Raw genomic sequence first — 20,600 nt, 5'->3', positions numbered from 1 at the left:
TGCGGATCTTCGTGCAAACTCTGCATGAAGAACATGTCGGTCACGTGTCGCAGTCATGTTCGCGTCTTTTCCGCTGGCGAGGTCCACTGGCAGGAGTGGTGCCCTCCCCGGAATGGCGGCGCGGACAGGCGCCCCGTGGTCCTGGTTCACGGCCTGTCCGATAGCTGTAGGACCTGGAACCGGCTCGCGCCCGCGCTCGCGGCCGGAGGGCGCCGGGTCGTCGCGCTCGACCTGCCCGGGCACGGCCACTCGGCGCGGCCCGACGCGCCCTACACGGTCGCATGGTACGCGAACGTGGCCGCGGAATGGATCCGCTCCCTCGGGTTCAGCGATTTCGATCTGGTCGGGCACTCGTTCGGCGGCAGCATTGCGATGTGCGTGGCGATCGAGAGGCCGGGGCGGGTGCACCGCCTCGGGATGGTCGCCGCCGGCGGCTTCGGGAGCGAGGTGGCGCTGCCGCTGCGCTTCGCCGCGGTGAGCGGGCTGCTGGAGCTGGCCGCGCCGGTGCTGATGGGCGTCGGCACCCACGCGGGGATGCTGGTGCTCGGCGGCAACTTCAACGCGGAAGAGCGCAAGCACCTCGCGCGGGTGAACGCCCGGCCCGGCACGGCGCGCGCCCTGTCGCGCACGCTCCGCCACGCCGTCGACCTGCGCGGGCAGCGCGAGCACCTCCTGGACATCGCGCACCGGCTCCCGGAGATCCCGCCGCTCGCCGTCTACTGGGGCGACCGCGACCCCGTGATCCCGGCGCGCCACGCGGCGGACGTCGACCTCTACCTCGAGGGCGTGACCGTGCGGCGCTACGCCAAGGCAGGGCACTACCCGCACCGGGAAGCGGTGGCCGACCTCGCCCCCGATCTGCTGCGCTTCCTCGACGAGCCGTGCCCCTCGCCGCGCCTTCGCCCCGGGGCGCGCGCGCCGCGCGCGGCGGCCGTGCCGGTCGCGCGGCAGGCGAGCCCCCGGTGGCAGCCCTGGCCGGACGCCCCGATCAGGCAGTGGGCGCAGCGCTCCCTCTCCCCGCTGCTCCGGCCGACACCGCAGCACGCCGGCGACGACTCCGCATCTCCCACCGACCTCGGCAGCCGCCCGCCGCCCGTCCCCTGCTGACGCCGCGCCGCCGCGGTCGCTGACGCCGCCGCCCCGTTCCCTGTTGACGCCGCGCCCCCCGGTGCGGTTCCCTCGGGCGCCGGTGCAACTCGAGTGTGAGACCTGCGGCGCCTCGCTGCGCGTCGAAGCGGACCAGCGGACCGCTGTGTGCCCCTATTGCGCCTCGCCGTCGGTGGTGGAGCGGCCGCCCTCGAACGACCGCCCGGACCCGCACTTCGTCCTCGGCTTCACCACGACCAGGGAGAGCGCGCAGGGCGCGGTCAAGGCGTGGCTCGGGAAGCGGAGCCTCTTCGTGCAGTCCAGCGTCAAGAAGGGGACCATCGACGCGATCCGCGGCGTCTACACGCCCGCTTACCTCTACTCGGCGATGGCGCAGACGGGCTACGCCGCCCAGATCGGCGAGGACTACCAGGAGACCGAGACCTACACGACGACCGACGAGAAGGGGAACTCCGTCACCCGCACGCGCACCGTCACCAGGACGGAGCACCGGCACCTCGAGGGCCAGCACGCCACCTACGTCATGGATGTGCTCGTCGTGGCGTCCCGCGCCGTCCCGAACGCCGAGCTCGAGGCCGTGGAGCCGTTCGACCTCCGCACGATGCGGCGCTACACGCCCGCGGTGCTCAGCGGCTGGATCGCCGAGGAGCCGACCATGACCCTGGACGAGTGCTACACCCTCGCGCGGCGGGAGGCGCTGGAGAAGATCGGCCGCGACCTCGCGGGCTTCATGCCCGGCGACAGCCACCACGGCCTCACCCACGAGACGCGCCTCGACCGCGAGACGCTCGAGCTGCTCTACGTGCCCCTCTGGGTGCTCGCGATCCGGCACGACCCGCGCAAGCCGCCGATCCGGGTCCTCATCAACGGCCAGACCGGGGCGATCCACGGCAAGGCCCCCCTCTCCTGGGTCAAGATCGCCCTCGCCGTGCTGCTCGTGCTCCTCCTCATCGCGGCGCCGTTCGTCGTGACCGCGGCGCGCGACAGCGGTCACGACGAACGGCGCGGCGTCGCGCGGCCGTCAGTCTCCGCTGCCGCGCCCGTCCGCCCCGGCGGGAGCAGGCCTGCGCCGACCGGAGGGGCGCGATGAGCCTCGGCATGGGGACGTCCACGGCCGTGGCGCGCTGCTGCGCCCGCTGCCAGGGCCCGCTCGAGCCGGGCGACCTGCGGTGCGCCGTCTGCGGCCTCGCCGCGCCTGTCGACCGCGCCCCGGCGCCGCAGCGGGTGCAGGTGCTGCGGTGCACCGAGTGCGGCGCCGCGGTCTCGTACTCGGCCGAGGCGCAGGCGCCGAAGTGTCGCTTCTGCGGGGCGGTCACGCGGCTGGAGCAGCCGGTGGATCCGGTCGACCAGGCCGACTGGCTGCTCCCCTTCGGGGTGACGCCCGAGCAGGCCGGCCAGGCGCTGCGGCAGTGGATGTCGACGCTCGGCTTCTTCCGGCCGTCGGACCTCGCGCACGCGGCCACGGTGGAAGGGCTGCGCCCGATCTGGTGGGCGGGCTGGCTGGTCAACGTGGACGCCCTGGTGAGCTGGACGGCGGACTCCAACGCGGGCGCCCGGCTGAGCGCCTGGGCGCCGCACGCCGGACAGGCCCAGCTGCCGTTCCGCGGCCTGCTCGTGTCGGCGTCGCGCGGGCTCTCGCTCGACGAGTCCCGGGAGCTCGCGCCCTCCTTCCGGCTCGACCGGATGGTGCCGGCCGCGCACCGCGCCGAGCAGCAGCTCGGACCGCCGGACGCGGTGCTGGAGCAGTTCGACGCCCAGCGCTCGGCGGCGCGGAAGGTCCTCAGCGAGGGGATCGCCGCGACGGCGGAGGACGCGCTGAAGCAGGGCGTGATCCCCGGGTCCACCTTCCGCAACGTGCACGTGGCGGTGCTCCTGCGCGCGCTGGAGACGCGGCGGGTGGCGCTGCCGTCGTATGTGCTCGCGTACCGCTACAAGGGGCGGAGCTACCGCGCCGTCGTGCACGGCCAGGACGCGGGCCGCGTCACGGGCGCCGCGCCGGTCGCGTGGGGCAAGGTGGCGCTGGTGATCGCCGGCGCGATCGCGCTCGTCGTGATCGTCGTCGCGGCGCTCGCGCTCTCCCGCGCCAGATAGGCGTCGCGCCGCGCGCATACCCGTCGCTAAGGGCGATCCGCCGGCGCGACCGCTGCATCGATGTGGCGGAATGCCTCGAATGCGCGCCCGGTGCGGCGCAGAAAGGTCGTGAGAAGGGCCCTGAGTCTCCCCTTCCCTCGCGTGGACATGCGCTGGTCCAGATCTCGCAACTGGCGGCGGAACACGAAGGAGGAGAACATGGAAAACGGATCGCGAGAGAAGCTGCTGGAGATCCTCAAGAAGTTCCGCAACGCGATGCTCGTCACGCAGGCCAGCCACGGGACGCTGCGCGCGCGTCCGATGGCCCTCGTGAAGGTGGACGACGGGACCGGAGACATCTGGTTCATGACGAGCATCGACTCGGGCAAGATCGACGAGATCGAGTCGAACCCGGAGGTGAACGTGACCCTCCAGGAGCAGCGCCGCTATCTCTCGCTCTCGGGCCGCGCCTCGATCGTGCGGAGCCGGGCGAAGATCGACGAGCTGTGGTCCGAGGAGGCGAAGGTCTACTTCCCGAAGGGCAAGGACGACCCCCACATCGCGCTCATCCACGTGAGCCCGCGCGAGGGCGAGTACTGGGACAACGAGGGCACGGCCGGCCTGAGGTTCCTTGTCGAGGCGGTCAAGGCCTACGTCAGCGGGACGACCCCGAAGACCGACGCCAGCCAGCACGCCACGGTGCCGCTCAACGGCGGGGCGCCGAGCGACAGGATGACGTCTGCGCGGTAGCGACGCCCCGCCGGCGCGCTGCGCCGGCCCGCCGCGACGCCCTGAACAGAGCGCGGCGCTGCGCCCCCACCTGCGTGGCGCGGCGCCGCATGCGACATCGCGCCGCCCGCCAGGTGCGGTGCTCCTGAGTCTGTCCCCTCACAGTCCGCTCGACGAGTCCCGTCCTACCGACGAGCCCGCGCGTAGCAGATCGCACCGCCGCGCGCAGGCTGGCCTCACGTCCGCGCTCATCAAGGGCCGCGGGCGTGTTCGCGCCACGGAGGTGGGGACGCGGCGAGCCCATGAATCCCGCGGGGGCCGCGCGTCTGCCCTCGCCACCTGGTGGGACCGGCGGGTGGCCGCGCGCGGTGGAACCAGCGGGACGGAGCTGGCGCATCCCTTGCTATCCCCGGGATGACTTGCGCGCTCCCCCTGGAAGTGGGCGTGACGCGGGAACCCGGCAAGCGAGGTTTGGTATGGCGATCTTCACGATGTCTCGTCGAGCTCAAATGGTGATGATCGCGGCGGCGTCCGTGGTGGTCATCGTGGGCTTGCGCTACGCGGAACCTTTCCTCGTGCCGGTGCTCTTCGGGATCGCGCTCGCGGCGATCTCGTCGCCGATCGCGAGCTGGGTCACCCGCCGGGGGCTCCCGCCGGCCGTCGGGGCGCTGGCCGCGCTCGTCGTCGACCTGGGGATCCTGGCCTTCGTCGGGGCGGTGGTGACGATCGCCGGGGTGGAGCTGGAGGAGAAGGTGCCGGCCTACCTGGCCCGTGCCTCCGAGATGACCGTGGCGATCGCCGCGACGCTCACGGAGCGCGGGCTGCCGGTGAACCCGGAGTTCCTGTCGAAGACGCTGCACACGGCGTCGCTGGTGCCGCTGCTCGGCGGCGCGGCGGTGACCGTCGCCAGCGCGGCGTCGAACCTCGGGGTGGTGCTCCTCGTCGTCTTCTTCGCGCTCTGCGAGTTCGCGGGCGCCGGCGCGAAGCTCCGGGCGGTCATCTCGGACCCCGGGCGCGGGCTGGAGCACGTCGACCGCATCGTGCGCGAGGTGAAGAAGTACCTCGTGGTGAAGATGCTGACGAGCCTGCTCGTGGCGGTGCTCGCCTACATCATGCTGACCCTCCTGGGCGTGGACCTGGCGCTGCTGCTGGCGTCGAGCCTGTTCGTCCTGCACTTCATCCCGAACATCGGCGCGGCGGTCGCGACGATCCCGGCCGTGCTCGCCGCGCTGGCGAGCCAGGGCCCCGGCACCGCGGCCATCGTGGCCGTCGGGTATCTCCTGGTCAACCTGCTGGTGGGCAACGTCCTGGAGCCGCGGGTGCTCGGGCGAACCCTGGGGCTGTCGCCGCTCGCCGTCCTCCTCGGGATGCTCTTCTGGGGCTGGCTGTGGGGGCCCTCGGGGGCGCTGCTGTCGGTGCCGATCATGATGGTCGCGAAGATCACGCTGGAGAACGTGGACGGGCTCTCGTGGATCGCGCGCCTGATGGCGCCCGCGCCCGAGGAGCACGAGGTGACGCCCGTCAGAGAGGACACGCCGCCGCCGCCATCGCTGCTGCGGCCGAGCGTGGCGGGGGCGCGGCGGTCCGGATAGCCCCGGGGAGCTGCGGGGGATCTCCAGTCCGTATCTACGCTTCTTCGTGACCAGCAACTCTGCTGTGACGAGCTCTTCAAAGCTCCTTCAGATTCTGCCGGGGAGCCCCTCGATGTACAGTGGCGAGCACGCCGCGCTCGACCGCCAGGTGAGCCCGGGAATCTCGAGCCCGTCAGGGCCCCGCGGCAGCCGCGATCCCGAAGACGCGCTCGTGGCGGGCGCTCACGTGACAGCCCATGCACGACGCGACGCGGCCGGCGGAGGTCACCTCGCCCTCGGGCGTGACCGTGCCGTAGACCCAGCCCGCGTCGGTGCCGGGCGTCTCCGGCGCGACCTTCAACACCACGTAGGCGCCAGCAAAGCGAGCGGCGCGGTAGGTTCGGTCGCCGTCGCGCACGTAGGGATCGAAGTGGTCCGGCGGCCTGGCAGGATCGCTCGACGGCAGGGGCTGATCCGACGGGAGCTCGGGCGCCGCCTCCACGAGCTCGGGATGATAGCTCTCCTTGACGAGGACCTGTCCCACCGGCTGAGACACGGGCGCCTCAGCCTCCACCAGGGGATAGCGGTCACGGTGCCTGGCGAACACCGAATAGAGCTTGCGGGCGTGGCCGCCGTCGTCGGCGGCGCTCATGCGGGCGCGCCCGGGCAGCGGCAGGCGGCAGAGCCAGGGTGCCCAGCGGAGCTCATCGTCGACGCGGCCCCAGGCCTTGTAGTCGCGAAAGGCCGCGGCGATGAGCGGAACGAAGCGGGCGTCGACCTCGGCGGCCGCAGCAGGCGCCGCGGAGGGGGCCGCCGCTGGAGCGGAGGGCGAGGCGGTGGACGGTGCGCCGGCCGCCCCCTCGGCGCCCGGAGAGGTGGGCTCGTCCAGGGAGTGGCTGCACGCAGACGCAAGCACGAGCAGGAGCAAGGCAGGTCGCATGAGGTCGACCGTACGATCGAATGAAATGAAAGATCTGGAGATCGTGCCCCTCGATACGAGGTCTGTAAGCGCCGTCACGCCCGGCGCGTCGCAACCGCCCGGAACGCAGCGCCGCCTCGAGTGACGGTGGGACGCCCGGCGGCCCCGGCCCGCAACGACCCGGATCACGGCGCCGGCGGCGCTGGATCGGGCGGCGGCAGGGCGGCGCGCGTCGGCTGGCAGCGCGGGCAGAAGTAGGTCGACCGCATCATCGTCCCCTGCCGGCGCATCTGGACCGCGGCGCCGCAGTCGAAACAGGCGCGCCCCTCGCGGCCGTACACGGCGACCGGCCTCCGGCCCCGGTCGAAGCCGGTGCGCGTCGTGCGTGTGTGGAGGTAATGCGCGGTGGGGCCCCGGTACGCGCCAGCAGGATCCCGCGGCTCGACGTTGGCCTGCAGGAGCCGGCGGCCGAGGTCGATCATGGCGGCGAGCTCCTCGTCCGAGTACGCCCGCACCGGGGCGAAGGGGTCGAGCCGCTTCCGGAAGAGGAGCTCGCTCTTGTAGACATTGCCGATGCCGGCGACGACGCGCTGGTCCATGATCGCGACGCCGAGGGGCACGTCGTCGAGGGCCCGGAGGCGGCGGAGCGCCTCCGCGGCGTCGAAGCCGTCGGCGAGCAGATCCGGGCCGAGGCTGCCGAGGAGCCGGTCGCCGCGCACGGCGCTCGCGCGGAGCAGGCGCACGATCGGCGCTCGAAAGCAGACGGCGACGTAGCCCGGGACCGCGAGGATCGCCGTCGCCGTCGACTCCGAGCGCTTCCAGCGCTCGCCCTCCCGGTAAAGGTGCCAGGCGCCGCTCATGCGCAGGTGCGTGTGGAGGACGGTGCCGTCATCGAAGTAGATGAGGAGGTTCTTGCCGCGCGCCTCGACGCGCTCGACCCGGCGGCCGACGAGCTGATCGCACCGCCGGTCGCTCCGGGGCAGCTCCAGCGCGAGGACGCGCGCGCCCTCCAGGGCAGGGCCGAGGGCAGCGGCGATCCGGAAGAGGGTGTCGCCTTCAGGCATGAGCGTCTCCGGATGCTCTTGGTGCAGCACGGCCGGATCGCAAGGGGTTTACAGCCCAAGGCGAGCTGGGCTCTCATGGCCGGAACCCCCGACGCTCTCGAGGCTCTCCATGGCAGCGACCATCGTCCGCGCAGCGCTCACGATCGACGGGCTCCCCACCCCCCTCGCGGTCAAGGAGCTCGCCGGGACGGAGGCGATGTCGGAGCTCTATGGCTTCGAGATCACCGTCCTCTGCGCCGATACATGCCTCGATCTCGACGCGCTCGTCGCCGAGCGGGCCGCGCTCACGCTCGAGCGCGGCGGCGCCGCGCGCCACATCCACGGCATCGTCAGCCGCTTCGAGCAGGTCCACACCGCGGCGCACGAGGCGGCCTACCGCGCCACGCTGGTGCCGGACGTCTGGCTGCTCGACCAGCGGTACGACTGCCGCGTCTTCCAGGGCGTCACCACGGCCGAGGTCATCGAGCGCGTGCTGAAGCTCGGCAGCATCCGGCGCTACGAGGTGGTGCTCCAGCGCCGCTACGAGCCGCGCGATATCTGCGTGCAGTACCGCGAGTCGGACTGGGCTTTCCTCAGCCGCCTCATGGAAGAAGACGGCATCTTCTACTACTTCGAGCACACGGAGGCCGGCTCGACGCTGATGATCTCCGACACGGCGTCGGTCCATTCCCCCATCGCGCCGGAGGAGCTGCGGTATCGCCCCGTGGCGGGGGCGCTCCACACGGGCGAAGGCATCGATTCGTGGAGCTTCGCGCAGCGGGTGCGGCCAGGGAAGGTCACGACGCGCGAGGTGCCGTTCGAGAACCCCGCGTCGGTCGTGGACAGGGCGGCCGAGAAGGGCCGCCACACGGATCTCGCCGTGTTCGCGTATCCAGCGAGCCCCGCGGCGCAGGACCGCCTCGACGCGCTCCAGGCGACCGCCGCCGTGGGACAGGGGCAGGCGTACTCGGTGCGGCTCGCCCCCGGCGCCCGGTTCCGGCTCGAGGACCACCCGCGGGAGAGCTTCAACGCGGAGTACCTCGTCACGAGGCTCCACCACGCCGTGCGCCCCGACGCCAGGGAGGGCTATCTCTGCACCTTCGAGTGCGTGCCCGCCGGCGTCGCGTTCCGCGCCCCGTGCAGGACGCCGAAGCCGCGCATCGCAGGCCCGCAGGCCGCGACCGTCGTCGGGACGCAGGGCGCCGAGATCGAGACGGACAGCGACGGGCGGGTGCGGGTCAGGCTGCACTGGGATCGCAACGGCAACGACGCGGAGAACGCGTGCTGGGTCCCCGTCGCGCAGATGACGTCGGGGGCCGGCTACGGGGCGATGCACATCCCGCGCGTCGGCAGCGCCGCGCTCGTCGAGTTCCTGGACGGCGACCCGGATCGGCCGATCGTGACCGGCCGCGTGTACACGGTCGTCAGCCCCTACCCCTACGCGCTCCCCGCCGAGAAGACCAAGTCGACCCTGAGGACCCAGTCCACCCCCGGGGGCGGCGGATACAACGAGCTGCGCTTCGAGGACCAGTCGGGGCGGGAAGAGGTCTACCTGCGCGCCCAGCGCGACCTCAGCGTCGAGGCGCGGAACGACGCGAGCCGCAGCGTCGGCGGCGACGACGCGCTGTCGGTGATGGGCGCGCGGGCCGTGACCGTGGGCGGCGCGGAGACCGTGACCGTCGCGGGCGCGCGGGCCGTGACCGTGGGCGGCGCGGAGACAAGGACGGTGGCGGCCGATCAGACGACCACGGTGGGCGCCGACAGCTGGGTCTCGGTCGCCGGCGACCACACCGTCGCGGTGACCGGCGATCGGCGGGACATCGTGGCCGGCGATCGCAGCGCGTGCGTGGGCGGGGACGCGTCGGTCAAGGTGTACGGCGATCGGACGGTCACCGTGTCGGGGAGCCAGGAGGTCACGATCCTGAGCGACGAGTCGAGGAGCGTCGCGGGCAACAGCACGCTGTCGGTCGGCGGCACGATGCAGCAGGTCGTCGACGGGCACTGCTCGCTCACCGCGAGCTCGCTGGAGTGCGGGATCACAGACGGCGCGCTCGAGGTGACGTGCAGCGGCGCGGTGCGCGTCGAGTCGGAGCAGGAGATCCAGATCGGCGGCCCGAACATCTCCCTCTTCGCCGACTCGACCATCCGGATCCGCGCGCAGGACATGATCGTCCTCGAGATCGGCAACGCGAAGGACGCCAGCACGAAGGCCGCGCGGATCGAGATCACCGCGAGCGGGGTCTACGTGACCAACGGGACGGCCACGGAGGAGCTCACCGGCGGGACGGTGCGCCTGAACTGCTGAGCGCGGGGAGCGGCGGAGAGACCCGGATCCGTGAAGCTACGCAACGAGACAAGGCACCCGGCGCTGCTCCTCAGGACGGCGTCGTCGCGCAGCGACGATCACATGCTGGGCTGCGTGATCGCGCGGCCCACGTACCGCGTCGCGGGCGGCGCGCTCGCCGCGACGCCCGACGAGCCCTGGCCGATCTCGAGCGCGCCCGCGCCCACGCCCCTCGGCCCGATGCCGGGGGACAAGCCGTTCTACATGGGCGGGATCGACGTGCTCCTCGGCGGGAAGGTGCGGCAGCCCGGCGGCGCGGCGAGGCCGCGGCTCGACGTCGAGCTCGAGGTGGGCAGGAGCTTCCGGCGGCGGATCGCCGTCCTCGGCGACCGCACCTGGGTGCCGGGCGCCGGCGGGAGCCTGGTCCCGAGCGAGCCGGAGCCGTTCGTGTCCATGGAGCTCGGCTACGAGCGCGCTTTCGGGGGGACGTGCCCCACGGACTACGGCCTCGACATGCCGTTCACGCCGAACCCCGCGGGGCGCGGGTTCTACCTCGACGCGAAGAACGCGCTCGGCAAGCCGCTGCCGAACCTGGAAGACCCGGGCCGGCTCCTCACGGCGTTCGGCGACAGCCCGGACCCCGTCGGCCTCGGGTACTACCCGGGCGCGGGCGCGCTCCGCGTGAAGGCGGCCACGAGCGCCGCCATGCCGAGCCCGAGCCGGCTCGCGCCAGGCAGGACGCCCGAGCTCACGATGCGGCACACGGACATCCTGCCGACGCTCTTCAACATGGGGCACCCCGGCATGATGATCGAGGCCGGCGGCGAGCCGAAGCCGGGCGACGGGATCCGGCTCTCGCACGGCCTGCGCGGCGGCGACCTCGCGTTCGCCATGCCGGCGCTGCGGATGCACGTCCACGTGCAGCTCGAGGAGCGGCAGTACGTGTTCCCCATGCACCTCGATCAGATCGGGATCGTCGCCGGAGAAGGCCGGGTGTTCTTCTCGCTCCGCTGCGTGTTCGAGTACCGGGTCCGCAAGGAGGAGCGGCGCTCGGTGACGCTGTACGACGGGGCGGCGCCCGGGGCGATCCCGGGGAGCTACCGCGTCGTCCACGAGGACGGCTGAGGGCGCGAGCGGAGCGCGGTGGGGCCGGTCAGGAGCGCCGGCGCGCGGCGGCGGGGTGACGGAGGAGGACCTGATGGAGATCGGATTCGAGGACATCCTGCCCTACCTCGCGAGCGCGTACCGGCGGGGCGTGCTCGCGCCGTTCATCGGCTCGGGGATGAGCAGGCCCGCGTGCACGAGCTGGCTGGACCTGCTCCGGGGGCTCGCCGACGCGGCGGGGGTCGACGTGCCCGCGCACCTCAGGGAGGCCGGACCGGACGCCAGGCTGGACACCTCGGAGCTGTACCGGCTCGCCGACAAGGCGGTGCTCGGGCTGGCCTGCCTGGACGCGGAGGCGCGCGCGGACGCGTACCGCAAGGCGCTGAGCCAGGGCGGCAAGCCCGCGGGCGCGTGCGACGTCCCGGCGCAGACGGCGGCGCTCGCGCGCTGTTACTGGCCGCTCGTCCTCACCACGAACTACGACGACCTGTACGCGGTGAGCCGGATGCGGCAGTCCCGCGCGGGCGAGATGGCCGGCGTGAGCCGGGCAGGCACGCCCTCCCGGGAAGCCAGGCGGGACGAGACCGACGTCCCCGAGGTGCTCGGGCGGAGCGTCGAGGACTGCCACAAGGTCCTCCGCTCGCTGGAATCCCCGACGCGGCCCATCCTGTGGGCGCTGCAGGGCTTCCTGGGAGGGCAGGCCGCGCGGCTCGACGTGCTCGAAGAGGAGCTCGTCCTCGACGCGCGGCGCCGCGCCGAGCTCGCGGGCCAGGTGGTGGCGGGCTACCAGCAGTACCAGCACGCCGTCAACGCGCAGCCGCACTTCCGGCGCGCGTTCGCGGAGGTCCTCTCCCGGCGATCGCTGCTGTTCCTCGGCTCCGGCCTCCTCGAGGACTACCTCATCAACCTCTTCGGAGAGATCGCCCACCACTACGGGCCAGGTCCCCACCCTCACTTCGCGCTGTTCTCCGCCGACCGCAGGGAGACCCTCGACGTGCGCTTCCTCCAGACGCGGCTGGGCATCGCCCCCGTGTTCTACAAGGACTACTCGGAGCTCCCGGAGCTGATCGGCCGGCTGACCGATGCCGTCTGGGAGCGCAGGGCGCCGGCGACGTCGGGGGGAGCGCCGGCGACGTCGGGGGCCGTGGAGGCGCCCTCGGGCGCAATGGAGGCGCCGGGGAGCGCCGTGAAGGCGCCGGGGAGCGCCGTGAAGGCGCCGGGGGCGTGGATGCCGGACGAGCTGGGGTTCAGCCTGTCCGAGGGCGCGACGTGTCCCCCTGGCGGGGCGCGGAGGCTCCGGCTCCGGTACGCGCCGCTCTCGGTGCCCGGCGCCGGGGACGGCCGCGCGTGCGTCGTCGTCAGCGTGGGCCGGACGCCCGCGGACAACCGCCCGCTCCTCGGCTCACAGGCGAAGGACTTCCTCGACATGGCGCGACAGGCCGGGCTCGTCGCGGACACGGCGCCCGGTGGCTGGCGGCCGCTGGACGGCGCGCCGTCGTACGCCTTCCGGTTCGGCGACGCGCCGATCTTCGGCGTCGCCGCCCGCGACCGCCGACCGGAGCCGCCGCGCGCCGCCGGCGACGACGGCCCGGAGGACAGCCGCGACCTCGGCGTCATCGCGGAAGCGGTCTGCGCGGCCTTGCGCGCGGTCGACGCCGCGGGGTTCCGCCGCGTGCACATCGGCCCGGTGGCCTCGGGGAAGCACCGGCTGTGGCACCCGCTCCACCCGTTCGTCCAGACGCTCGCCGGCTTTCGCGAGTTCTTCCGCGAGAACCCTGTCGCGGGCATCGAGCACCTCGAGCACCACGTGCTCTCGCCGGCGATCTGGTTCCCGGTCGTCGCCGGCAAGGTCCCGGTCGCGGAGATGCTGTCGTCCGGCATGATGAAGATCTGGGTCGACATCCGCGACGCCGGCGGCACCTCGGAGATCTTCGCGGTGACCGCCTGCGGTCCGACGCGCGTGGGCGAGATCAAGGCGCTCTGCGGGCTCGCCCCGGCGCGGTGGAGCACGGAGATCCTGCCCCGGCCGAGCAAGGTCGAGCCGTCGAGCGCGGACGATCTGCTGGTGACGCCCACCTCGATCGTCGTCTTCTCGCCCCGGCGCTAGTTCCGTGCGTCAGAAATCCCGTCAGAAAAACCGGTCGATGACGAGCGGTCGCCGGAAAAAGTAGCGACGTGCTAAGCGCTCGGAGATGGCTTCGGGAATGGGGCTATTGCGCTGCACACCGCTCGCCTTGGTCATCGCCTGCGCGGCCGAATCCTCGCGCGCGCCCGTCGACGCGGGCACCGACGCGCCGCCCGCGGGCACCGTCACCGCGCCCCCACCGCTCCCGCGTGAGGCCGCCCTCGACGCACGCTTCGTGAAGATCACGCTGCACCGCGAGTTCACCTGCGAAGGGGCGAGCTTTGCGGACTTCAATCACGACGGGGTGACGGATGTCATCGCGGGCCCGGATTGGTACGAGGGTCCGGGGTATGGCACGAGCCATCCCGTGTGGCCGAAGGAAGCCTTCGATCCGCACGGCTACTCGGATTGCTTTTTCGAGTTCCCCTACGACTTCGACCACGACGGGTTCACCGACGTCCTCGTCGTCGGCTTTCCGGGTATGCCCGCGGCCTGGTACCAGAACCCGCGCGACGGCGACGCGCTCTGGGCTCGTCACGACACGCTGCCGTGGTCGATCGACAACGAGTCGCCGCTGTTCGCCGACATCACCGGCGACGGCGTGCCCGAGCTCGTGCACATGTCGGGGGGCGTGCTCGGAACGTCGTCGCCCGGCGTGGACCCGACCGAGCCGTGGGTCTTCCGGGCGCTCACCGAGAATCGGGGGTACGGCGCGTTCACGCACGGCCTCGGTGCAGGCGACGTCAACGGGGACGGCGCAAGCGACTTGGTCGAGGCGAGCGGCTACTTCACGCGGAGCCCAGAGTCGCCCGACGGCTTGCCGTTCACGCGCGTCGAGCAGCCGTTCGGTGCCGGGGGAGCGCAGATGCCGGTGGTCGACGTGGACGGCGACGGGGACGCGGACATAGCGACCACGCTCGCCGCTCACGGCTACGGGCTCTCCTGGTTCGAGCAGGTTCCGAACGCGGCCGGCACCGCGTTCGTGGAGCACGTCGTCGTTCCGAGGACCACACCCGATGCCGCGTCGAGCGTGTTCATGCACGAGCCGCACGCGCTCGCTCACGCCGACATCGACGGTGACCAGCTCCAGGACCTCGTGAGCGGCGAGCGCTTCTGGGGTCATGTGCCTGCCGGCATGCCGGACTTCGACGCGCCGGCCCGGCTCTACTGGTTCGAGCAGGCGCGAGCGGCGGAACGCGTCGACTTCCAGCCCGTTCTCATCGATGACGATTCGGGGGTAGGCACCCAGCTCACGGTCGCGGACGGCAACGGAGACGGCCGGCCGGACATCGTCATCTCGAACAAGAAGGGCGCTTTCGTCTTCCTACAACGCTAGGGCAGGATCCTCGCGTCCATCCAAGACGGCCTCCCACCGGCGCGAAACTTGAGGACTTGCGGACTTGCGAAGCGACGGAGGCGAGCTCCTGGTCGCGGGCCCACGGAGCCGCTCCTCGGAACGCGCGCTCATGGCCGGACGCATCCGCGCTGGCCCGGCCGCTCCGCCCGAGCCCCGGTCGCGGGACGCCGGGATCACCCCGCGGGGCGCGCCTCCTCGTCCAGCACCGGCAGCGCGCAGCGGAACGTCGCCCCCTCGCCGGGGCTGTGCTCGACCCAGAGCCGGCCGCCGTGCGCCTCGACGATGGAGCGGCTGACCGCGAGGCCGACGCCGAGCCTCCCCGGCTTCGACGTGAAGAACGGCTCGAAGATCCGCTCGAGGTCCGCCGGGGGGACGCCCTCACCCGAGTCCGCCACGGAGAGCTCGACGCGGCCCCTGTCGGCGAGGCGCGTCCGCACCACCACGCGGCGCGCCGCGGGCGGACGGCAGGCGACGGCGTCGAGCGCGTTGGCGAGCAGGTGGACGAGGACCTGCTGGAGCTGGCCGCCGTCGCCCTCGACCCGCGGCAGTCCCGGCGCGAGCTCGGTCCGTACGGTCGTGCCCGCGACGAGCGCGGCGCCGGCGATGAGCCGGTCCACCTCGCGGACGAGCGCGTTCAGATCCAGCGCGGCCGCGCTGAGCTCGCCCTCGCGGAGCATCGCGCGCATCCGCTGGATGACCTGCCCGGCGCGGCGATCGTCCGCCACGATGTCCTCGAGCGCGGCCCGCACCTCGGCGATGTCCGGCGGGATCCGCCCGAGCAGCCGCTCGGCAGCCTGCGCGTTGCTCAGGATGGCGGCCAGCGGCTGGTTCAGCTCGTGCGCGAGCGAGGCCGCGAGCGCGCGCATGGCCGACATCTGGTTCCGCTGCGCGAGCCGCTCCTGGGCTCGCTGCGCCTCGCCCTCGGCGGCCTGGCCTTGCTTCATCTTCCGCTGGAGGCGCCGAATCTCCGCGCGCAGCTCCTCCGTCCGCCGCGCCACCTCGGGCTCCAGCGCGGCGTGGGCGCGCGCGAGCTCCTCGTTCATCGCCGAGAGCGCCCGCCACGCCGCGCGCGCGGCGAGCTGCGTCCGCACGCGGGCCGCGAGCTCCTCGCGCACGAGCGGCCTGGTCACCTGATCGGCCGCGCCGGCCTCGAACGCGCGCGCCCGGCTCGCCGGGTCGGCGAGCCCGGTCACGAGGAGGATCGGGATCTCGTGCGTCGCCGGATCCGCCTTCAGGCGGCGGCATACCTCGAAGCCATCCATGCCCGGCATCGCCGCGGCGAGCAGGACCAGATCAGGCCTGTCGAGCCGGACCCGCTCGAGCGCCGTCTCCCCGTCGCTGACCACCGCGAGGTCGAGAGGCTGGCTGTCGAGGGCCTGCGAGACGAGCTCGAGCGTGCCGGGATCGTCGTCCACGAGCAGGACGAGCGCAGGGCGCTCCGGCGCCAGCCTCGTGCCGGATGCGAGCGGGCTCGCTGGTGCACCCAGCGCGTCGCCGCCGCCGACCTCCTCATCAACGTGGGCGTGGAGTGAGCGTGCTGCCATGGCGGTAACCGGGCCTGTGGTGTTCCTGGCGGGACGAAGACCCGTTGGCGCTGCGTGCCCTCGAGCGGCTGCCGCGCGTGGACGTACATCGCGGTCGGGGAAGGAGAAGCTCGGTCGGGAGGCGGGGGCGGAGCGGTCGCAGGGTCCCGATCTGTGACACGCAGCCCCCACGGGCGGCAATGGGACCATGGTCCCATGCGGAGGCCCCGGGTGTGTCCGGGCGCACCGCAGGAGGTCGTTGCCGTGGCGATGTACCCCTCTGCGGTTGCGGTGCGCAGATCTCCGTCAGGACCACCTCGAGGGCCGCGTCTCCTCGTTCCAGACGGGTAGCGCGCAGCGGAACGTCGCCCCCTCGCCGGGGCAATGCTCGGCCCACAGCCGGCCGCCGTGCGCCTCGACGATGGAGCGGCTGATCGCGAGGCCGACGCCGAGCCCCTGCGGCTTCGACGTGAAGAACGGCTCGAAGACGCGCTCGAGGTCCGCCGGGCGGATGCCCTCGCCCGAGTCCGCCACGGAGAGCTCGATCTGGCCTCCGTCGGCCCGACGGGTCCGCACCACCACGAGGCGCGCCTCCGGCGGGCGGCGAGCCACGGCGTCGAGCGCGTTGACGAGCAGGTTGAGGAGCACCTGCTGGAGCTGGATGCCGTCGCCCCGGACCCGCGGCAGGCCCGGCGCGAGCTCGATCCGCACGGTCGTGCCCGCGAGCAGCGCGGCGCTGGCCATGAGCCGGACCACCTCACGGATGAGCGCGTCGAGATCCAGCGCGGCCACGCTGAGCTCGCCCTTGCGGAGCATCGCGCGCATCCGCTGGATGATCTGCCCGGCGCGGCGATCGTCCGCCATGATGTCCGCGAGCGCGGCGCGCGCCTCGGCGATGTCCGGCGGGGCGTGCGCGAGCAGCCGCTCTGCGGCCTGCGCGTTGCTCAGGATGGCGGCGAGCGGCTGGCTGAGCTCGTGCGCGAGCGAGGCCGCGAGCTCGCTCATCGCCGACACCCGGTTCAGGTGCGCGAGCTCGTCCTGGGCCTTCTGCACCTTGAGCTCCGCGGTCCGGGTCAGCTCGAGCTCGCGCGCGAGGCGCTCGTTCGCCGCGCGCAGCTCCTCCGTCCGCCGCGCCACCTCGAGCTCCAGGGAGGCCTGGGCGCGCGCGAGCTCCTCGTTCTTCTCGGAGAGCGCCCTCGCGGCAGCGTGGATCGCGAGCTGCGTGCGCACGCGGGCCACGAGCTCCTCGCGCACGAACGGCTTGCTCACGTAGTCGACCGCGCCGAGCTCGAGCCCGCGCACCCGGCTCGCCGTGTCGGCGAGCACGGTCATGAACAGGATCGGGATCTCGCGCGTCGCCGGGTCCGCCTTCAGGCGGCGGCACACCTCGAAGCCGTCCATGCCCGGCATCACGGCGTCGAGCAGGACGAGATCCGGCGCCTCGCGCCGGATCTGCCGGAGCGCCATCTCCCCGTCGATCGCCACCGCGAGCGAGAGGAGGGGCTGGCCCGCGAGGGCCTCCGAGAGCAGCCTGAGGCTGCCGGGATCGTCGTCGACGAGCAAGACGATCGCGGGGCGGTCCGGCGCCATGGTGGGAGCAGATGCCAGCGCGTCGCCGCGCGCGTCAAGGTCGCCGCGCCTGCCCGCGGTTGTTGACGTCCTTACGGAATTGGGCGTGGAATGCACAGGCTGCCATGGCGGAGACCGCACCCACGGTGTTTGTGGTGGATGACGACCCCTCGGTGCTGCGCGCCCTGGAGCGGCTGCTGCGCGCGGCGGGGCACGCGGTGGAGGCGTACGCGTCGCCCGGCGCGTTCCTGGAGCGCGCCCCCTCGGAGCGGCCGGGCTGCGCGGTGATCGACCTGCGCATGCCGGGCCTGGACGGGATCGAGCTGCAGGAGCAGCTATCGCGGCGGGGGTGTCCGCTGCCGATCGTGTTCCTGACCGGGCACGGCGACGTGCCGAGCTCGGTGCGGGCGATGAAGGCGGGCGCCATCGACTTCCTCACGAAGCCGTGCGACGACACCGACCTGCTCGCGGCGGTGGCGCGCGCGATCGAGCGCGACGCGCGGGGGCGCACGGCCCTGGGCGAGCAGCAGGCGCTCCGGACGCGCTTCGAGGCGCTCACCCCGCGCGAGCGCGAGGTGTGCCTGCGGGTCGCGCAGGGGCTGATGAACAAGCAGATCGCCGACGAGCTCGGCGCGGCGGAGAAGACGATCAAGGTGCACCGCGGCCGGGTGATGGAGAAGCTCGGGGTCGAGTCGGTGGCGGAGCTCGTGCGCCTCGTGGACCGGCTGCAAGGGCCCTGATGTGGACCCTCCGCGGGAAGGAGGGAGCGTCGGTCCGCGCGATCAGCCGCCTCGTCGGCGCAGCTCGGCCTCGAGCTCGGCGATGCGCCGCTCCGCCGACGTGCGGGCGGCCTGCTCGGCCTCCGCGCGCCGGCGCTCGGCCTCCGCGCGCCGGCGCTCGGCCTCCTCGGGGGTGAGGACGAGCTCCGCCCCGTCGGGCGTACGGGCGAGACGAAGCGCGGCCGGCTGGCCTGCGGCCGGGACGACGACCCAGTGCAGATCGAGCACGGTGCACGGGCTGCGCTCCCCCTCGACGACCCGCTCGACCAGATCGTCGTCGATGCGATCCCAGACCCGCAGCCGCTGTCCGGGCGCGGCCTCAGGGTCGAACGCGACCAGCTCCAGCACACCGAGCTCGTGGTACTTGCTGAGCTTCTCCGTCCAGGTCCGCGGATCCGCGTCGTGCTCGCTCACGATCTCGACGGCCAGCTCGGGGGCCCCGCGCTCCCACGTCTTCCAGGAACCGAACTGCGTGTCCGGGGTGCCGAGCCGGACGAAGGCGTCCGGCGCCAGGCACCGGCTCGGATCCGACGCGGACCAGTAGACGAACTGGTCCGACCCGATCGCCGCTCGATCCGCGAAGGTCTTCAGCACGACGTAGAGCAGGGTCCTGATCTCGAGGTGGCGCTTGGTCTCCGGCACGAGGGCCTCTTCCGGGAAGCGGAGCGGGGAGGGCGCGCGAACGTGACGGAGGCGACGCGCGAGCGCGGCGTGTTGCATGGGGGGAGTATACCCGTCGTGTGAGGATGTCGACCGCGGCGCGGCTCGGGCAGAGGCGAGGTCGTTCACCGCTGCCCCACGCACGCCCTTGAGCGGCACGCGGCTCGATACTCCCCGCCACGCGTCCGCCGGGGTCACCTCGCGGGGCGCCCTCGCCCCGGCCGACCTGGATCGGCGCTGCAGCCCCGAGGGCGGCCGCTCACGGCGGCTCGGCGGCTCGTTCAGAGCCCGAACTTCTTGACGATCTTGTCGCGCGACGCCAGGCCGACGAGCTGGTCCGCCTTCGCGCCGTCCTTGAAGAGGATCAAGGTGGGCACGCTCCTCACGCCGAACTTCTGGGCGATCTTCGGCGCGTTGTCGATGTCGACCGCGAACACCTTGACCTTGCCTTGATAGTCCTTCGCGATGCCCTCGACGATGGGGGCGAGCTGCCTGCACGGCCCGCACCAGGTCGCGCCGAAGTCCACCAACACCGGCTCGCCGGAGCTCTTGATCGCCTCATCGAACGTGGTGTCAGTGAGCGCAGGGATGTTTGCCATGTAGTCCTCCTTGGTTGGCGGCCGGGCCGATGAGCTCGGACTCGACGATGGGTCGACCTGCTGGAGTGCCTCTCGAGCGACGGGTCGCCATGGGACCACGGTCCTACAGCGAAGCGCCGCCCGGAGAAAGGCTGAACAGATGCCTGCCGCAATGCGCGCGCCAGCGCCGCCTCCCACGCGTCCACAGGCCCGCGCCGCTGGAGCGCCCGTCGGACCCAGGTCCCATGGCGAGGGCGCGGCCCAGGAGCTACGAAGGGATTGAAGAGAGGGATACGCGCACGACGAACAGCGATAGGGCGACGGTCACCCGGTGAGCGCCGGCGCGGTCGTCGCATGCCGAGGGGCGCGCGTCGCCCGGGGCGGAGGTGCGCGCGCGCCTCGCCGGCTCTTGCCGCCCGACCGCGCCTTCACCTACGCTCTCGCCCATGGCCAACCCGACCGCGCTCCTCGAGACGTCCCTGGGCAACATCAAGATCGAGCTCTACCTCGACAAGATGCCCATCACCGCCGGAAACTTCCTCAAGCTCGCGAAGAGCGGGTTTTACGACGGGCTGCACTTCCACCGCGTCATCGACGGCTTCATGCTCCAGTTCGGCTGTCCGAACAGCCGCGACCCGAAGAGCCCGCTGGCGGGCACCGGCGACGGGCCCGGCGGGTGCATCCAGGACGAGCACCCGGCCAACGCCAGGCTCTCGAACGAGCCCGGCACGCTCTCCATGGCCAACACCGGCGCCCCCAACAGCGGCTCGTGCCAGTTCTTCATCAACACGGTCCACAACGCCTACCTCGACTGGTTCACGGCCGGCCCCTCGAAGCACCCCGTGTTCGGCCGCGTGATCGAGGGCATGGACATCGTGACCAAGATCGAGAAGGCCCGCACCGACGGGAACGATCGGCCCCTGAGCCCGATCCGCATGAATCGCGTCGTCGTGCAGGAGTCCTGATCCGCGCTGCCGCCGTGCCGCGTCCTCCGAGGAGGGAGCCTCGCACGGGGGTCTCCGGTCGTGCACGGCGGGCCGCGCCTGAACGCAGGCCCGCCGGCTGTGGAGCAGGCTGGTCGACAGCCGGGCGGGCCGGAGGTCCCCGCCGTGACAGGAGGGGCGTCGCGCGCTGGCCGCTGGGCTGCCCGGGGGCGATCGCCTTCGGGCTCCCGGGGCAGCC

18 protein-coding genes are annotated in these 20,600 nt (G+C 72.7%); 11 read left to right on the top strand and 7 right to left on the bottom strand.

Annotation, left to right across the window (positions count from 1 at the left end):
* The first annotated feature begins 135 nt into the window (after nt 1–135).
* The 5 genes from WME89_RS22345 (at nt 136) to WME89_RS22325 (ending at nt 5,498) form a co-directional block, all read left to right on the top strand.
* Nucleotides 136–1,107 carry an alpha/beta fold hydrolase gene (locus tag WME89_RS22345; RefSeq protein WP_438011151.1) on the top strand — a complete coding sequence of 324 codons (972 nt, stop codon included), beginning with the start codon at nt 136–138 and terminating at the stop codon, nt 1,105–1,107.
* A gap of 43 nt (nt 1,108–1,150) precedes the next feature.
* A complete protein-coding gene (locus tag WME89_RS22340; RefSeq protein WP_438011150.1) occupies nt 1,151–2,197 on the top strand; it encodes a hypothetical protein in 1,047 nt (348 codons plus the stop codon).
* 8 nt (nt 2,198–2,205) lie between these two features.
* Nucleotides 2,206–3,198, top strand: coding sequence for a zinc ribbon domain-containing protein (locus WME89_RS22335; RefSeq protein WP_438011149.1), 993 nt, complete (start codon nt 2,206–2,208; stop codon nt 3,196–3,198).
* 198 nt (nt 3,199–3,396) lie between these two features.
* Nucleotides 3,397–3,927, top strand: coding sequence for a pyridoxamine 5'-phosphate oxidase family protein (locus WME89_RS22330; protein ID WP_438011148.1), 531 nt, complete (start codon nt 3,397–3,399; stop codon nt 3,925–3,927).
* Between the two features lie 488 nt (nt 3,928–4,415).
* Nucleotides 4,416–5,498, top strand: a complete 1,083-nt coding sequence (locus tag WME89_RS22325) for an AI-2E family transporter (RefSeq protein ID WP_438011147.1) — start codon at nt 4,416–4,418, stop codon at nt 5,496–5,498.
* 172 nt (nt 5,499–5,670) lie between these two features.
* Here WME89_RS22325 and WME89_RS22320 read toward each other — a convergent pair whose 3' ends face one another.
* Both WME89_RS22320 and WME89_RS22315 read right to left on the bottom strand, forming a co-directional pair.
* On the bottom strand, nt 5,671–6,417 hold the full coding sequence (locus WME89_RS22320; RefSeq protein WP_438011146.1) for a hypothetical protein: 747 nt from the start codon (nt 6,415–6,417) through the stop codon (nt 5,671–5,673).
* A gap of 164 nt (nt 6,418–6,581) precedes the next feature.
* Nucleotides 6,582–7,460, bottom strand: coding sequence for an Fpg/Nei family DNA glycosylase (locus WME89_RS22315; protein WP_438011145.1), 879 nt, complete (start codon nt 7,458–7,460; stop codon nt 6,582–6,584).
* Nucleotides 7,461–7,569: 109 nt separating this feature from the next.
* On the opposite strand from WME89_RS22315, the gene WME89_RS22310 reads away from it, so the two are divergent.
* The 3 genes from WME89_RS22310 to WME89_RS22300 all read left to right on the top strand — a co-directional run bounded on the left by WME89_RS22310 (nt 7,570) and on the right by WME89_RS22300 (nt 12,934).
* Entirely contained in the window at nt 7,570–9,744 is a 2,175-nt protein-coding gene (locus tag WME89_RS22310; protein WP_438011144.1) for a type VI secretion system Vgr family protein, read from the top strand.
* A 30-nt stretch (nt 9,745–9,774) separates the two neighbouring features.
* Nucleotides 9,775–10,848 (top strand): DUF2169 domain-containing protein, encoded by a 1,074-nt coding sequence (locus tag WME89_RS22305; protein WP_438011143.1) that lies wholly within the window; start codon nt 9,775–9,777, stop codon nt 10,846–10,848.
* 73 nt (nt 10,849–10,921) lie between these two features.
* Complete coding sequence (locus tag WME89_RS22300; protein ID WP_438011142.1) at nt 10,922–12,934, top strand: SIR2 family protein; 2,013 nt, start codon at nt 10,922–10,924, stop codon at nt 12,932–12,934.
* Between the two features lie 21 nt (nt 12,935–12,955).
* Here WME89_RS22300 and WME89_RS22295 read toward each other — a convergent pair whose 3' ends face one another.
* Complete coding sequence (locus WME89_RS22295) at nt 12,956–13,141, bottom strand: hypothetical protein (RefSeq protein ID WP_438011141.1); 186 nt, start codon at nt 13,139–13,141, stop codon at nt 12,956–12,958.
* A gap of 46 nt (nt 13,142–13,187) precedes the next feature.
* Between WME89_RS22295 and WME89_RS22290 the strand changes: the two genes are divergently transcribed.
* Complete coding sequence (locus WME89_RS22290) at nt 13,188–14,288, top strand: FG-GAP repeat domain-containing protein (protein WP_438011140.1); 1,101 nt, start codon at nt 13,188–13,190, stop codon at nt 14,286–14,288.
* Nucleotides 14,289–14,482: 194 nt separating this feature from the next.
* Here the strand turns inward: WME89_RS22290 and WME89_RS22285 are convergent, their stop codons facing one another.
* Entirely contained in the window at nt 14,483–15,853 is a 1,371-nt protein-coding gene (locus WME89_RS22285; protein ID WP_438011139.1) for a hybrid sensor histidine kinase/response regulator, read from the bottom strand.
* Between the two features lie 285 nt (nt 15,854–16,138).
* On the bottom strand, nt 16,139–17,422 hold the full coding sequence (locus WME89_RS22280) for a hybrid sensor histidine kinase/response regulator (protein WP_438011138.1): 1,284 nt from the start codon (nt 17,420–17,422) through the stop codon (nt 16,139–16,141).
* Between the two features lie 104 nt (nt 17,423–17,526).
* Between WME89_RS22280 and WME89_RS22275 the strand changes: the two genes are divergently transcribed.
* Nucleotides 17,527–18,141 (top strand): response regulator transcription factor, encoded by a 615-nt coding sequence (locus WME89_RS22275; RefSeq protein WP_438011137.1) that lies wholly within the window; start codon nt 17,527–17,529, stop codon nt 18,139–18,141.
* 42 nt (nt 18,142–18,183) lie between these two features.
* Here the strand turns inward: WME89_RS22275 and WME89_RS22270 are convergent, their stop codons facing one another.
* A complete protein-coding gene (locus WME89_RS22270) occupies nt 18,184–18,822 on the bottom strand; it encodes a Uma2 family endonuclease (protein ID WP_438011136.1) in 639 nt (212 codons plus the stop codon).
* Between the two features lie 299 nt (nt 18,823–19,121).
* Nucleotides 19,122–19,439: a thioredoxin gene (gene trxA, locus WME89_RS22265; RefSeq protein WP_437664452.1), complete on the bottom strand. Its 318-nt coding sequence runs from the start codon at nt 19,437–19,439 to the stop codon at nt 19,122–19,124.
* 425 nt (nt 19,440–19,864) lie between these two features.
* Between trxA and WME89_RS22260 the strand changes: the two genes are divergently transcribed.
* Nucleotides 19,865–20,383: a peptidylprolyl isomerase gene (locus tag WME89_RS22260; protein ID WP_438011135.1), complete on the top strand. Its 519-nt coding sequence runs from the start codon at nt 19,865–19,867 to the stop codon at nt 20,381–20,383.
* Nucleotides 20,384–20,600 lie beyond the last annotated feature (217 nt).

The sequence above is a fragment of the Sorangium sp. So ce321 genome (assembly GCF_051530195.1).
Taxonomy (GTDB): domain Bacteria; phylum Myxococcota_A; class Polyangia; order Polyangiales; family Polyangiaceae; genus Sorangium.
This window is presented reverse-complemented; position numbering and strand designations above follow the sequence as displayed.